General features: G+C 53.4%; 13 protein-coding genes. 4 read left to right on the forward strand and 9 right to left on the reverse strand.

What is annotated here, in order from left to right; genetic code table 11:
• Positions 1-15 precede the first annotated feature (15 nt).
• The 9 genes from dusB to LDB27_RS02300 form a co-directional block, all read right to left on the reverse strand.
• Positions 16-981 (reverse strand): tRNA dihydrouridine synthase DusB, encoded by a 966-nt coding sequence (gene dusB / locus LDB27_RS02255; protein WP_225519916.1) that lies wholly within the window; start codon positions 979-981, stop codon positions 16-18.
• 661 nt (positions 982-1,642) lie between these two features.
• Complete coding sequence (prmA, locus tag LDB27_RS02265; protein ID WP_001145849.1) at positions 1,643-2,524, reverse strand: 50S ribosomal protein L11 methyltransferase; 882 nt, start codon at positions 2,522-2,524, stop codon at positions 1,643-1,645.
• Between the two features lie 11 nt (positions 2,525-2,535).
• Positions 2,536-3,987, reverse strand: coding sequence for a sodium/pantothenate symporter (gene panF, locus LDB27_RS02270; protein WP_001175684.1), 1,452 nt, complete (start codon positions 3,985-3,987; stop codon positions 2,536-2,538).
• Complete coding sequence (locus LDB27_RS02275; RefSeq protein WP_000340017.1) at positions 3,977-4,219, reverse strand: YhdT family protein; 243 nt, start codon at positions 4,217-4,219, stop codon at positions 3,977-3,979. Before LDB27_RS02275 ends, panF begins: the two co-directional genes overlap by 11 nt.
• Before the next feature lie 108 nt (positions 4,220-4,327).
• Positions 4,328-5,677, reverse strand: a complete 1,350-nt coding sequence (gene accC, locus LDB27_RS02280) for an acetyl-CoA carboxylase biotin carboxylase subunit (RefSeq protein WP_000884627.1) — start codon at positions 5,675-5,677, stop codon at positions 4,328-4,330.
• A 10-nt stretch (positions 5,678-5,687) separates the two neighbouring features.
• Complete coding sequence (gene accB / locus LDB27_RS02285; RefSeq protein WP_000354628.1) at positions 5,688-6,158, reverse strand: acetyl-CoA carboxylase biotin carboxyl carrier protein; 471 nt, start codon at positions 6,156-6,158, stop codon at positions 5,688-5,690.
• Positions 6,159-6,550: 392 nt separating this feature from the next.
• Positions 6,551-7,150 carry a protein-methionine-sulfoxide reductase heme-binding subunit MsrQ gene (msrQ, locus tag LDB27_RS02290; protein ID WP_001240053.1) on the reverse strand — a complete coding sequence of 200 codons (600 nt, stop codon included), beginning with the start codon at positions 7,148-7,150 and terminating at the stop codon, positions 6,551-6,553.
• The gene (gene msrP / locus LDB27_RS02295; protein ID WP_225519917.1) at positions 7,151-8,155 is read right to left on the reverse strand and encodes a protein-methionine-sulfoxide reductase catalytic subunit MsrP; all 1,005 of its coding nucleotides are present in this window, start codon (positions 8,153-8,155) and stop codon (positions 7,151-7,153) included. It lies immediately after the preceding gene.
• Positions 8,156-8,267: 112 nt separating this feature from the next.
• Complete coding sequence (locus LDB27_RS02300) at positions 8,268-9,242, reverse strand: MDR family oxidoreductase (protein WP_001148246.1); 975 nt, start codon at positions 9,240-9,242, stop codon at positions 8,268-8,270.
• Between the two features lie 203 nt (positions 9,243-9,445).
• Here LDB27_RS02300 and csrD point away from each other — a divergent pair, with 203 nt between their 5' ends.
• The 4 genes from csrD to mreD all read left to right on the forward strand — a co-directional run bounded on the left by csrD (position 9,446) and on the right by mreD (position 14,345).
• Entirely contained in the window at positions 9,446-11,386 is a 1,941-nt protein-coding gene (csrD, locus tag LDB27_RS02305; protein ID WP_001241381.1) for an RNase E specificity factor CsrD, read from the forward strand.
• Between the two features lie 307 nt (positions 11,387-11,693).
• Entirely contained in the window at positions 11,694-12,737 is a 1,044-nt protein-coding gene (gene mreB / locus LDB27_RS02310) for a rod shape-determining protein MreB (RefSeq protein ID WP_000913396.1), read from the forward strand.
• 64 nt (positions 12,738-12,801) lie between these two features.
• Positions 12,802-13,854, forward strand: a complete 1,053-nt coding sequence (gene mreC / locus LDB27_RS02315) for a rod shape-determining protein MreC (protein WP_000802538.1) — start codon at positions 12,802-12,804, stop codon at positions 13,852-13,854.
• Positions 13,855-13,856: 2 nt separating this feature from the next.
• Positions 13,857-14,345: a rod shape-determining protein MreD gene (gene mreD, locus LDB27_RS02320; protein WP_000179403.1), complete on the forward strand. Its 489-nt coding sequence runs from the start codon at positions 13,857-13,859 to the stop codon at positions 14,343-14,345.
• The last annotated feature ends 8 nt before the right edge of the window (positions 14,346-14,353 follow it).

Consider the following 14,353-nt stretch of genomic DNA (forward strand, 5'->3'; position numbering starts at 1 on the left):
GCTCTTTATTTCTGTTTACGCAAAATTTTCGAAGTATGCCTCCAACGCCTCCAGCTGTTCGCTGGCGTCCTCAATAGCGTTGAATGTGCGCCGAAACTGGTCGTCTGGAGCGTGCTCCTGGAGATACCAGGAGACGTGTTTACGCGCGATTCGGTACCCTTTTGCCTGACCGTAAAAGTCATGCAGTTCCCGAACATGCGTGCAAAGCAAGCGCTTTACCTCTGCCAGCGGCAGCGGCGGAAGCAGCTCCCCAGTGTCCAGATAATGCTGGATTTCCCGAAAGATCCAGGGTCTTCCCTGAGCTGCGCGGCCTATCATCAGGGCATCCGCCCCTGTATAGTCGAGAACAGCTCTGGCTTTATGCGGGTTAGTAATGTCGCCATTCGCGATAATCGGAATGGAAACTTTCTGCTTAATTGCCCGAATACTGTCGTATTCAGCTTCTCCGTTGAACAAACAGGCGCGGGTGCGGCCATGGATGGTCAGAGCCTGAATACCACAATCTTCAGCCAGTTGGGCAATCTCTACGCAGTTACGGTGTTCCGGCGCCCAGCCGGTGCGAATCTTGAGAGTCACAGGAACGTCCACTGCGTTTACGACCCCGATGAGTATAGACTTCACTAAATCCGGGTACTGCAAGAGGGCTGAACCTGCCAGCTTACGATTCACTTTCTTCGCCGGGCACCCCATATTGATATCAATAATCTGGGCGCCGCTTTCCACGTTAATACGTGCGGCATCGGCCATCTCAACAGGGTCGCTACCGGCAATTTGCACCGTGCGAATACCTGGCTCATCAACGTGCACCATCCGTAAACGAGATTTATCGCTTTCCCACACTTGCGGGTTAGAAGACATCATCTCGGATACTGTCAATCCTGCTCCCATCTCATAGCACAGCGTCCGGAAAGGTCTGTCAGTAATGCCAGCCATGGGCGCTGCGATCAGGCGATTTCTGAGCTGATATTGTCCGATGCGCATGAGTTAAGAAATGACCATACTGTGACTGCAAGGCGGCGTATATTACGCATTTTTTGCACGAGATGAAAGGCCAAACTTTGAACAATCCACTGTTGTAGATCAATGAATCGTGCTTAAAAACAGCAAAATAAATTTATAATTCAGTAAAATCATAGAGTTATTTATTGTCGGCGGTTTTGTACGCGCTTACAAATTCCCGTAACTTCTCTCTATTTCTTCGTCCAGAAACAAGATAAGCGGAATAATCTGCTTTTTTTATAAGCTAATTACCCCAAATGAATGGGATCGCCGTCTCGTTTCAGGACAAGATCACTTCCCGCTGCGCGTGACTTTTCTCCATTGCCAGTCGGAAGGGGGCGCACAGACGCGCTTTTGTGTTCATGAATGGCACGCATAAATTTTTCCAGCTGTGCTGAAGAGCGCGTTAGCGGATGCTGCAGAACAACCCGGATAGCATTTACTAAGTACGAGGGCGATGGCTGCGACCCGTTAAAACGCCAGTACCTTTTGTGCGCTGGTAGCAGCTGTTTATCCAGACGGATAGTGACAAAGAAGTCATTTCAGGCATTCATTTGATGAATTTAATGATGTCTCGGTGCCTGAAAGGCGTTAAGGCAGTTGTGTGGAGAAAAGCGTGGCCGGGCGACCACGCTGACAAGAATTATTTCTTACGGCCAGTAATGCGGCACCACTCTTCTTTTTCGACGACCGGGTCGAGAGTAAAAAGCTCGGCGTAAGCATCGCAGACGCTTTCCGCCTGGCTGGCGAGAATACCTGAAAGCCCCAGCAGACCGCCCTCAACGGGCAGTACGCTGATTAACGGAGCCAGTTCGCGTAATGGGCCTGCCAGGATGTTAGCGACGACCACGTCGGCTTTCATGGCTTCTGGCTGGTCTTTCGGCAGGTACAGCTCCAGCCGGTCAGACACGCCGTTGCGTTCGGCATTATCGCGACTGGCCTGAATAGCTTGCGGATCGATATCAATACCAATCGCCTTTGCCGCTCCCAGCTTCAGCGCGGCAATCGCCAGAATGCCTGAACCGCAGCCAAAGTCGATCACGGTTTTGCCGTTGAGATCGAGCCCGTCCAGCCATTGCAGACATAAAGAGGTGGTGGGGTGCGTACCCGTACCGAACGCCAGTCCCGGGTCGAGCATCACGTTGACGGCATTCTCGTCCGGAATGTCACGCCAGCTGGGACAAATCCACAGACGCTCGCCAAAACGCATCGGATGGAAATTATCCATCCATTCGCGTTCCCAGTCTTTATCTTCCAGTTGTTCGATTTTATGGGCAAATCCGGCACCCAGCAGCGGATGTTGCTCCAGAATCGCGACAACGTCTTTCATGTCGGTTTCGGCGTCGAACAGACCGATCACATCGGTATCGCCCCACAGACGGGTTTCGCCCGGCAACGGCTCAAAAACCGGCGTATCGTGCGTATCCTGAAAGGTAATGGAAACGGCGCCCGCTTCCATCAGCGCATCACTCAGCTCTTCAGCATTCGCGCCGGTGGTATTCAGTTTCAATTGGATCCATGGCATGGCAAAACTCTTTATTTATCAGTAGACAATACGGTGGCTTGCGAAGCGGAAGAGCCGAATCGGTTTCCGATCAGAAAAGCCAATAAACTTAACAGTAACGCGGGCACAATCGGATGAAAGCCCAGGTACTGAATATTAAATGTGGCAAGCAGGGCATATAGCACGCCGCCCACGATCATGGCGCTTAATGCGCCTGCCGCGTTTGCCCGCTCCCAGTAAAGGCCCAGTACCAGCGGCCATAAGAACACCGCTTCTAGGCCGCCAAACGCCAGCAGGTTGAGCCAAATGATCATCTCTGGCGGTTTCCATGCTGCCAGCAGCAACAGCGCGCCTAGCAGTAAAGTAATCGCTGCCGACATACGCTTCAGCCGGATCTCATTTTGCATCTGATCGGGGCGTAGATTGAGATAGAGATCTTTAATGATCGTCGCGGAACTTTGCAGCAGTTGGGCGTTAATTGTTGACATGATCGCCGCCATTGGCGCAGCGAGGAAGATCCCGGCGGCAAACGGCGGCAAAACTTTCACCATTAGCGTTGGGATCACCAGATCCGGCACCGTCAGATCTGGAAGCACCGCGCGACCCAGCGCGCCGGCAAGGTGCATCCCGAACATTAAAATCGCCACGACAATCGTACCGATAATAATGCCCCGGTGTACCGCTTTACTGTCTTTATAGGAGATGCAGCGCACCGCCGTATGCGGCAGGCCAATCACGCCAAAACAGACCAGTACCCAAAAAGAGGTCATAAAAGCGGGAGAAAGTATGTCATCGGCACCCTGCGGCGTTACCAGTTTGGGGTCGAGAGCGTGCAGCGTGTCAACGGCCTGACTTAGACCGCCCGCCGCATGGACCACGCCCACCAGCAGCACTATCGTGCCGACCAGCATCACCAGGCCCTGTAGCGTATCGTTAAGTACGCTGGCGCGAAAGCCGCCAAACGCCGTATAGAGTGCGATACTGACGCCAAATATTAGCAGGCCGGTTTCGTAGGGAATTCCCGCCGCGGTTTCCAGCAGTCGCGCGCCGCCGATAAATTGTACGGTCATTGCGCCAATAAACGCGACCAATAAACTCAGGCTTGCCAACCACACCAGCAGGCGGCTTTGGTAACGAGCGAATAGCATATCGTTAAGCGTGACGGCATTATAGCGACGCGCCAGGATAGCGAATTTTTTACCCAGAATACCCAGTGAAAGCCAGACGGCGGGAAGCTGGATCATCGCCAGCAAGACCCAGCCCAGACCGTATTTATAAGCCGCGCCGGGACCGCCGATAAAGGAACTGGCGCTAATATAGGTGGCGGTAAGCGTCATCGCGAGCACGATCCCGCCCATCGAACGGCTGCCAAGAAAATATTCGTTTAAAAAGGTGCCGGCGGTACGCTTGCGCATAGCGTAAATCGAGACTCCGAAGACCACGATCAGATAGGCTACCAGTGGTAGAATGACCTCAAGCTGCATTGTCATCCTCCAGCGGAATATCGCGATAAATGAATTTCACCATCGCCCAGCACAGCAAAATAAAGACCAGCGGCGTCAATAAGCAGGCCATCTCGAACCAGTGCGGCAGACCGGTAATTCCCGGCGAGTCTCCAGGTAAGTAAGCAGCCACTAACCATGCCGCCAGATAGCAAAGGGTCAGCCACAGCGCCCAGCGCGCCTCTTTATGGGCCTGAACAAAACGAGCGTCCATTTTTTGTCCCTTATGGGTGAAGAAAGCGGGAATTGTACATGATGGGGCATCGCTATCCCCAGAAATAAAAAAGGCCGGATTCACCGGCCTTTTGAGATTAACGTGCGATTACTTTTCCTGAAGACCGAGTTTTTTCTCCAGATAGTGGATGTTAGTTCCACCGTGCTGGAAGTGTTCGTCATTCATGATGCGGGTCTGCAGATCGATATTGGTTTTGATACCATCGATAATCAGTTCCTGCAGGGCATTTTTCATACGGGCAATCGCCACGTCGCGGTTTTCACCGTAGCAGATGAGTTTGCCGATCATGGAATCATAGTACGGCGGCACCGTGTAGCCCGCGTAGATATGAGATTCCCAGCGAACGCCAAAGCCGCCAGGCGCATGGAAGCGCGTGATTTTGCCAGGGCTTGGCAGGAAGGTGTTCGGATCTTCGGCATTGATACGGCATTCTACCGCATGGCCTCGAACGACAACTTCGTCCTGTGTGATCGACAGCGGCTGACCCGCCGCGATGCGCAACTGCTCTTTGATCAAATCGACGCCGGTAATCATTTCAGTCACCGGGTGTTCAACCTGAATACGGGTGTTCATTTCGATGAAATAGAACTCGCCGTTTTCGAACAGGAATTCGAACGTCCCTGCGCCGCGATAGCCGATGTCTACGCACGCTTTCGCGCAGCGTTCGCCGATATAGCGACGCAGTTCCGGCGTAATGCCTGGCGCCGGGGCTTCTTCAACCACTTTCTGGTGGCGACGCTGCATGGAACAGTCGCGTTCCGCCAGATAGATAGCGTTGCCCTGGCCGTCCGCCAGCACCTGAATTTCGATGTGGCGTGGATTTTCCAGGTATTTTTCCATGTATACCATGTCGTTGCTGAAAGCCGCTTTCGCTTCCGCTTTGGTCATGGAGATGGACTGCGCCAGTTCAGCATCGCTACGAACCACGCGCATACCGCGGCCGCCGCCGCCGCCGGACGCTTTGATGATCACCGGATAGCCAATACGTTTGGCATGAGCGCGGTTCGCATTCATATCGTCGCCCAGCGGGCCGTCAGATCCTGGTACGGTCGGCACGCCCGCTTTTTTCATCGCGGTAATCGCGGACACTTTATCGCCCATCAGGCGGATGGTGTCCGCTTTCGGGCCGATAAAGATAAAGCCGGAGCGTTCAACCTGCTCGGCAAAATTGGCGTTCTCAGAAAGGAAGCCGTAACCCGGGTGGATTGCCACCGCGCCGGTGATTTCAGCGGCACTAATGATAGCCGGGATGTTCAGATAACTTTTTACGGACGGTGCCGGGCCAATACAGACCGTCTCATCCGCCAGCAATACGTGTTTTAAATCGCGATCCGCGCTTGAGTGCACAGCGACGGTCTTGATGCCGAGTTCTTTACAGGCTCGAAGAATACGTAATGCGATCTCGCCGCGGTTGGCGATGACAATTTTATCCAACATGTTCGCCTCGTTACTCGATGACGACCAGTGGCTCGTCAAATTCTACCGGTTGACCACTTTCGACCAGAATCGCTTTCACAGTACCTGCTTTGTCTGCTTCGATCTGGTTCATCATTTTCATGGCTTCAACGATGCACAGGGTATCGCCCACGTTCACTTTCTGGCCCACTTCGATGAACGCTTTCGCGTCCGGGCTTGGGGTGCGGTAGAAAGTACCAACCATTGGGGAGCGTACGATGTGACCACTGATTTCCGCTGCGGCAGGCGCTTCCATTGCTGGAGTAGCCGTTGGCGCGACAGCGTTAGACAGAGCGGGTTGCTGCATCATCGGCGCCGCATAAGCCTGCTGCATCACCGGAAAACCGGCGTTTGCCGTTGTGCGGCTGATGCGAACAGATTCTTCGCCTTCAGAAATTTCCAGTTCGGAGATACCTGATTCTTCAACCAGCTCGATCAGTTTTTTAATCTTACGAATATCCATGAGTGGGTTCCGTACTCTTTGTTTAGTGTGATTGTGACAGGCGTTTTAGCGCCGTCTGTAAAGCATGTGAATGACTGCCGCGGGTAAAATACCGCGCATCTTTGATTTGCCTGTTATGCCGTAGCACCCGAAGGTGAAATTCATGATTTGCCAGTCATTGTGTGGCTATCTTCTGCCATTTTCGGGCAAAAAACAAAATATACCTTCATTGCACGATTGTCACCCTTTCTGCGAACGAAAATCGCCGTTGGGCAATGTAAAGTCGCACATTATAACTATTTCGTCGCAATTGGCAGCTAAATACTGGTCTTATCAGGGAAGATAATCAACCCGAAACATAAAAAGGACATTACCTGTTTTGCGTTTTGCAATCGACCGCACAGTTCACCAAACTAGCGCCACCACTGGCGAAACTTCCGGTAACGCAACGCTAAAAGGGCTAACGCTAATGCCGCGTAGATGACCGGTTGCGGTGATAAAATCTTTACCGACCACAGGTAATGTATGGGAGCCAGGATCGCGACAAGATAGACGACGTTATGCAATGTTTGCCAGCGTTTGCCCAATTTACGCTGCGCAAATTGCGTTGAGGTCAACGTCAGCGCCAATAACACCAGCCAGCTAATGATCCCAAGCGTCAAATAAGGGCGTGAAATCAACTCGCTTCCTAACAGCGCCAGGTTATGTATCCCCAGTTCCAGTAAGGCATAGCTGGTTAAATGCAGCGTAGCCCAAACGAAACACCATAACCCCAACAGGCGGCGTGTGCGTATCAATAATGGCTGTTTAGCGTAGCGCGCCAGCGGTGAAACCAGCAAGGTGGCGAGCAAAAATTTGAGTGCGGTTCTGCCGGTAAAGTGTTGGATATCCTTTACCGGGTCTGCGCTGAGTCCACCGTGATTTATCGCCCAAAAGAGCCACAGAAGCGGCAAAAAACCGGCAAGATGCAGACAAACTTTTAGCCAGGTTATCTGTTTTGCTGTCAGACGCACTTAAAAATTCTCCCGCAAATTGAGACCGCGATACAGCGAAGCGACTTCATTGGCGTAGCCGTTAAACAGCAGCGTCGGCTGCCTTTGCACATCAAGGATACCGCCTGAACCAATAAAGCGTTCGGTAGCCTGAGACCAGCGTGGATGATCCACATGCGGGTTCACATTGGCGTAAAAACCATATTCGTTGGGAGCCGACAAATTCCAGGTGGTTGGCGGACGTTCGCGGGTGAGTTTAATGCTAACAACAGATTTAATACCTTTGAAACCATACTTCCATGGAACGATGAGTCGAATGGGCGCGCCGTTTTGCGGGGGTAACGCCTTACCATAGACGCCAACGGTCATCAGAGTCAGCGGATGCATGGCTTCGTCCAGACGTAGCCCTTCGACATAAGGGTATTTCAGTCCGCCGCCAATAAAGCGATCTTTCTGTCCTGGCATATCATCCGGCGCGTATAGCGTTTCGAATGCCACATATTTAGCGTGGCTGGTGGGCTGTGCCTGCGCGAGTAGCTTATATAAAGGGAAACCAATCCACGGCACGACCATGGACCACGCTTCGACGCAGCGCATTCGATAGATACGCTCTTCTAATGGAAAACGATGTGTTAAATCGTCGTAATCCAGCGTAAATGGCTTCGCGACTTCCCCGCTGATTTTCAACGTCCACGGTTCGGTTTTCAGACTTCCGGCATTGGCCGCCGGGTCGGCTTTATCAAGGCCAAACTCATAGAAATTGTTGTAGCCCGTCACCTTATCTTCCGGCGTTAACGCTAAATCGCTTCGCCAGGCGGCAGGCTGACTAAACTCAAGCGGTTTACCGGCAGGCGCTTTCGGACGATCGTTGCCTTTAAACCAACTGAAGAGATCGGCCTGCGCCGTTGAGGGTAAGGATAAGGCGGCCGCGCTGATGCCTAATGCTTTTAGCACCTGTCGGCGCTGAATAAAAAAAGCCGATTCCGCAGTCACATCGGCTTCTGTTAATGGACGTATCTTTTTCATCACAGACTCCCGGTCTACCCACCACAACATGGCGTGTAGTGAATATGACAGGGAGTGTGTCAATGTGTAAAAATAAATAGTTAATTAAGTGTAAATTTTTTTATACGTGACGTTATTTTATCTTCACCAGCGTACGGCCCTGAACCTGATTATTGATGATGGCATCGGCGAACTTCGGCGCATCCGCCAGCGTAATCTCTGTGGCGGCCTGAGCATAGAACGATTCCGGCAGATCCTTAACCAAACGCGCCCAGGCTTCTGCGCGACGTGCCGGTGGGGTCATCACCGAGTCCACCCCTTGCAAACGCACATTACGCAGAATGAATGGCATAACGGTGGTCGGCAGCGCGAAGCCGCCCGCCAGGCCGCAGGCGGCCACGCAACCGCCATAGTTCATCTGTGCCAGCACTTTCGCCAGCACTTTATCGCCAACGGTATCAATTGCACCGGCCCACAGCTGTTTTTCCAACGGGCGAGATTCAGCAAACTCATCGCGGCTGAGAATACGGTTAGCTCCCAGGCTCTTAAGATAGCCGTGGGTGCTTTCACGTCCTGATACTGCTGCAACCTGATAGCCCAGCTTATGCAGTAATGCAACGGCAGTGCTGCCCACGCCGCCGCTGGCACCGGTGACGACAACCTCACCGTCTTGCGGGCGAATACCTGCATCTTCAAGCGCCATGACGCACAGCATGGCGGTAAAACCGGCGGTGCCGATGATCATGGCGTTACGGCTGCTCAGTCCCGCAGGCAGCGCGACCAGCCAGTCGCCTTTAACGCGTGCGCGTTCGGCCAGGCCGCCCCAGTGGTTTTCGCCCACGCCCCAGCCAGTCAGTAGTACTTCCTGGCCTGCATGAAAGCGAGGATCTTCGCTTGCGTGAACGGTGCCGGCGAAATCAATACCAGGAATCATCGGAAAATGACGGATAATTTTCCCTTTTCCGGTGATAGCCAGAGCATCTTTATAATTCAGGCTGGACCAGTGGACATCCACCGTCACATCACCTGCCGGCAGTTGACTCTCTTCGAGATGTTGCACGGATGCGAGGGTTTTACCGTCCTGCTGTTCTAAGATCAACGCCTGCATAACCTGTCCTCACTTTACATGGTAGATTGGAAAAATAGCTACGAAGACTATACTCGCTAATTAAAACGTGATGCCGATGCAACGCAATAAATTGCCAGATAGATCCATTTTGGTAGTATGCCTGCTTCATTGCGCGCCGTGGCGAATTCCGCCTTCAGATTCGCTTTTTCATACTGTTTATAACCGTCGGAGTTAACTCAAGGATGCGATTAACGACGAAATTCTCAGCTTTTATCACGCTGCTCACGGGGTTAACGATCTTCGTGACTCTGATAGGTTGCTCGCTAAGCTTTTATAACGCCGTACAGTATAAGTATGTCAGCCGTGTGCAGGCGACGGCGACAGCCATTGATACGCACCTGGTGACCCATGATATTGTCTCGCTGACGCCGCAAATCGACGAACTCATGATCGCTTCCGATATTGTGCGTGTCGATCTGTTGCAGGGGGAGCGCAGCGTCTACAGCCATTCTCGCGCCAGAGGTTATCGGCCAGCCGGCACCAGCGACATGTATCGCGAGCTGGTCGTACCGCTGATAAAACATCCAGGAATGTCGCTACGTCTGGTTTATCAGGACCCGATGGGTAACTATTTTCACTCACTGATCACCACGGCGCCGCTGACGCTGGCGATCGGTTTTATCGTTCTGATTTTGTTTTTATCGGTGCGCTGGCTGCAGCGGCAGCTTTCCGGGCAAGAGCTTCTGGAAATTCGCTCAACGCGTATTCTGAACGGCGAACGCGGGGCGAATGTCCGCGGTTCTGTTTACGAATGGCCAGCGCGCACCAGTAGCGCGCTTGATGTATTGCTTTCCGAAATTCAGTTTGCTCACGAACAGCGTAGTCGCCTGGACACCCTCATTCGCTCCTACGCCGCGCAGGACACCAAAACCGGACTCGGTAACCGTCTGTTCTTTGATAACCAACTGGCGACGCTGCTGGAAGATCAGGAAAAAGTGGGAGTGCATGGCGTGGTGATGATGATCCGCTTGCCAGATTTCAATCTTCTGCGCGACAGCCTGGGAGGCAATCAGGCGGAAGAGCAGATGTTTATGCTTATCAATCTGCTATCGACATTTATTATGCGTTACCCAGGCTCGCTGCTGGCGCGTTATCACCGCAGCGACTTTGCCGTGCTGCTACCGCATCGAACGCTGAAAGAAGCGGAAAGTATTGCCGGACAACTTTTAAAAGCTGTCGATGCGCTACCGGCTAACAAAATGCTCGATCGTGACGATATGGTACATATCGGCATTTGCGCCTGGCGCAGCGGACAGTCCACCGAGCAGGTGATGGAACATGCTGAAGCCGCGGCGCGGAATGCCGCCCTGCAGGGGGGAAATAGCTGGGCTATCTACGACGACACTCTGCCGGAAAAAGGGCGCGGCAATGTACGCTGGCGCACATTGATTGAGCAGATGCTGAACCGGGGCGGACCGCGACTTTATCAAAAACCAGCGGTCACGCGAGAAGGTCGTGTGCATCATCGGGAATTGATGTGTCGCATCTATGACGGTAAAGAAGAGGTGAGCTCGGCGGAGTATATGCCGATGGTGTTGCAATTTGGTTTATCGGAAGAGTATGACAGATTACAAATTAGCCGCCTGATTACGTTGCTGGGCTACTGGCCGGATGAAAATCTGGCAATGCAGTTGACGGTTGAGTCGCTGATTCGTCCGCGTTTTCAGCGCTGGTTGCGCGATACGTTAATGCAGTGTGAAAAATCACAGCGAAATCGCATAATTATTGAACTTGCGGAGGCAGATGTTTGTCAACACATCAGCCGGTTACAACCCATCCTTCGCTTAGTCAATGCGCTTGGCGTTCGGGTGGCGGTGACACAGGCGGGTTTGACGCTGGTTAGCACGAGCTGGATTAAAGCGCTCAATGTGGAATTACTCAAGCTGCATCCGAGTCTGGTCAGAAACATTGAGAAGCGAACGGAAAACCAGCTTCTGGTTCAAAGTCTGGTAGAGGCCTGCGCGGGTACGCCTACGCAGGTTTACGCGACGGGCGTCCGTTCGCGCGGCGAGTGGCAGACGCTGACAAAACGCGGCGTGGCTGGCGGGCAGGGTGATTTTTTTGCCTCCTCACAACTACTTGACACAAACGTGAAAAAATATTCGCAAAGATACTCGGTTTAACCTGCCGTTTAATTTGTTTTCACGTAGAATAACGCGCGCTGCGCCTCATGGGGGTGTGCTTGTCTGCTCGCCAGATTGTTGCAGCAAATATGCAGGTGAATGACCTTTGACAGGTTGCAAACGAAGGCGAGGATTGCTGCTGATTTTTTCAGCCCTGAGGGACTCAGGCCGAGATTTGTAACAAAGGAAACGAACTGCACTAATTTTCACCGTAGCAGATGATTTTTGCGCCTTGTCGCTGCTGCGTGTGGTTGGTAAAGTAAGCGGATTTTGTTTTCCGCCCCAGCTTTCAGGATTATCCCTTAGTATGTTGAAAAAATTTCGTGGCATGTTTTCCAATGACCTGTCCATTGACCTGGGTACCGCGAATACCCTCATTTATGTAAAAGGACAAGGCATCGTATTGAATGAGCCTTCCGTTGTGGCCATTCGTCAGGATCGTGCCGGTTCGCCGAAAAGCGTGGCTGCAGTCGGTCATGATGCGAAGCAGATGCTGGGCCGTACGCCGGGCAATATCGCTGCGATCCGTCCGATGAAAGACGGCGTTATCGCTGACTTCTTTGTGACCGAAAAAATGCTCCAGCACTTTATTAAACAAGTGCATAGCAACAGCTTTATGCGCCCAAGCCCGCGCGTACTGGTATGCGTGCCGGTCGGCGCGACTCAGGTAGAACGCCGCGCGATTCGTGAATCCGCTCAGGGCGCAGGCGCCCGTGAAGTCTTTTTGATCGAAGAGCCGATGGCGGCCGCGATCGGCGCAGGTCTGCCAGTTTCTGAAGCAACCGGTTCAATGGTTGTGGATATCGGTGGTGGTACCACTGAAGTTGCCGTGATCTCCCTGAACGGCGTGGTTTACTCTTCTTCTGTCCGTATTGGTGGTGACCGCTTCGACGAAGCCATCATTAATTACGTTCGTCGTAACTACGGTTCTCTGATCGGTGAAGCTACCGCAGAACGTATTAAACACGAAATCGGTTCCGCTTATCCGGGCGACGAAGTCCGTGAGATCGAAGTGCGTGGCCGTAACCTGGCGGAAGGCGTTCCACGCGGCTTTACCCTGAACTCAAACGAGATTCTGGAAGCGTTGCAGGAACCGTTGACCGGTATCGTCAGCGCGGTAATGGTAGCGCTGGAACAGTGTCCGCCGGAGCTGGCGTCAGACATCTCCGAGCGCGGTATGGTGCTCACCGGCGGCGGCGCGCTGCTGCGTAACCTTGACCGTCTGTTAATGGAAGAGACGGGCATTCCTGTCGTGGTTGCTGAAGATCCGCTGACCTGTGTGGCGCGCGGCGGCGGCAAGGCGCTGGAAATGATCGATATGCACGGCGGCGACCTGTTCAGCGAAGAGTAGTTGGATACGGGCAGGATTATCCCTGGATTGTCCTGCCTCTCCGACGCGAGAATACGCATAGCCTATGAAGCCAATTTTTAGCCGTGGCCCGTCGCTACAGATTCGCCTTATTCTGGCGGTGCTGGTGGCGCTCGGCGTTATCATTGCCGATAGCCGCCTGGGGACGTTCAGTCAAATCCGAACGTACATGGACACTGCCGTCAGTCCTTTCTATTTTATTTCAAACGGCCCTCGTGAACTGCTCGACAGCGTGTCGCAAACGCTGGCTTCTCGCGACCAGCTTGAGCTGGAAAACCGGGCGCTGCGCCAGGAATTACTGCTAAAAAACAGCGACCTGCTGATGCTGGGGCAGTACAAACAGGAGAACGCGCGGTTGCGCGAGCTGCTGGGGTCGCCGCTGCGTCAGGACGAGCAGAAAATGGTGACGCAGGTTATTTCAACGGTTAACGATCCTTACAGCGATCAGGTCGTTATCGATAAAGGCAGCGTTAATGGCGTATATGAAGGTCAACCGGTCATTAGCGACAAAGGCGTCGTAGGGCAGGTTGTCGCCGTGGCGAAACTGACCAGCCGCGTACTGCTGATTTGCGATGCGACTCATGCGCTGCCGATTCAGGTACTGCGCAATGACATCCGCGTGATTGCCGCCGGTAACGGCTGCACTGACGATCTTCAGCTTGAACATCTGCCCGCCAATACCGATATTCGCGTCGGCGATGTGCTGGTAACGTCCGGACTTGGTGGGCGTTTCCCGGAAGGGTATCCGGTGGCGGTGGTCTCCTCCGTCAAGCTGGACACTCAGCGCGCCTATACCGTCATTCAGGCACGTCCAACCGCGGGTTTGCAGCGTTTACGCTATCTGCTGCTGTTGTGGGGAGCCGATCGTAACGGCGCCAATCCGATGACGCCGGAAGAGGTTCACCGCGTCGCCAATGAGCGCCTGATGCAGATGATGCCGCAGGTGTTGCCTTCTCCGGATGCGATGGGGCCGCCGGCACCAGTGCCGGATCCGGCGACGGGGATTACTCAGCCATCTGCGGGCCAGACTGCGCCGGTATCAACGCAACCATCGCCTTCGGGCGCGACCACGCCGCCTGCGCGTGCGCCGGGAGGGTAATGGTGGCGAGCTATCGTAGCCAGGGGCGCTGGGTTATCTGGCTCTCGTTTCTTATTGCGCTGTTGCTGCAAATCATGCCCTGGCCGGACGACATCATTGTTTTCCGGCCAAACTGGGTTTTGCTCATCTTACTGTACTGGATTCTGGCCCTGCCGCACCGCGTAAATGTGGGGACGGGATTTGTGATGGGTGCCATACTTGATCTCATCAGCGGTTCCACACTTGGCGTGCGCGCTCTGTCGATGAGTATTGTCGCCTACCTGGTCGCTCTGAAATTCCAGCTCTTCCGTAACCTGGCGCTCTGGCAGCAGGCGCTGGTGGTAATGTTGCTTTCACTGGCCGTGGACATTATTGTTTTCTGGGCCGAGTTTTTAGTGATCAACGTCTCTTTCAGACCGGAAGTGTTCTGGAGTAGTGTAGTCAATGGCGTGCTGTGGCCCTGGCTCTTTTTGCTGATGCGTAAAGTACGCCAGCAGTTTGCTGTGCAATAAAGGTCGAT

Source organism: Salmonella sp. JXY0409-18 (assembly GCF_020268625.1).
GTDB classification, from domain to species: Bacteria; Pseudomonadota; Gammaproteobacteria; order Enterobacterales; family Enterobacteriaceae; genus Salmonella; species Salmonella enterica.

Excerpts from the sequence above, each read along its gene's own strand:
- dusB (WP_225519916.1), bottom strand. The coding sequence starts at position 981 with ATGCGCATCGGACAATATCAGCTCAGAAATCGCCTGATCGCAGCGCCC.
- accC (WP_000884627.1), bottom strand. The coding sequence starts at position 5,677 with ATGTTGGATAAAATTGTCATCGCCAACCGCGGCGAGATCGCATTACGT.
- accB (WP_000354628.1), bottom strand. The coding sequence starts at position 6,158 with ATGGATATTCGTAAGATTAAAAAACTGATCGAGCTGGTTGAAGAATCA.
- mreC (WP_000802538.1), top strand. The coding sequence starts at position 12,802 with ATGAAGCCAATTTTTAGCCGTGGCCCGTCGCTACAGATTCGCCTTATT.
- mreB (WP_000913396.1), top strand. The coding sequence starts at position 11,694 with ATGTTGAAAAAATTTCGTGGCATGTTTTCCAATGACCTGTCCATTGAC.
- msrP (WP_225519917.1), bottom strand. The coding sequence starts at position 8,155 with ATGAAAAAGATACGTCCATTAACAGAAGCCGATGTGACTGCGGAATCG.
- panF (WP_001175684.1), bottom strand. The coding sequence starts at position 3,987 with ATGCAGCTTGAGGTCATTCTACCACTGGTAGCCTATCTGATCGTGGTC.
- prmA (WP_001145849.1), bottom strand. The coding sequence starts at position 2,524 with ATGCCATGGATCCAATTGAAACTGAATACCACCGGCGCGAATGCTGAA.
- csrD (WP_001241381.1), top strand. The coding sequence starts at position 9,446 with ATGCGATTAACGACGAAATTCTCAGCTTTTATCACGCTGCTCACGGGG.
- LDB27_RS02275 (WP_000340017.1), bottom strand. The coding sequence starts at position 4,219 with ATGGACGCTCGTTTTGTTCAGGCCCATAAAGAGGCGCGCTGGGCGCTG.
- LDB27_RS02300 (WP_001148246.1), bottom strand. The coding sequence starts at position 9,242 with ATGCAGGCGTTGATCTTAGAACAGCAGGACGGTAAAACCCTCGCATCC.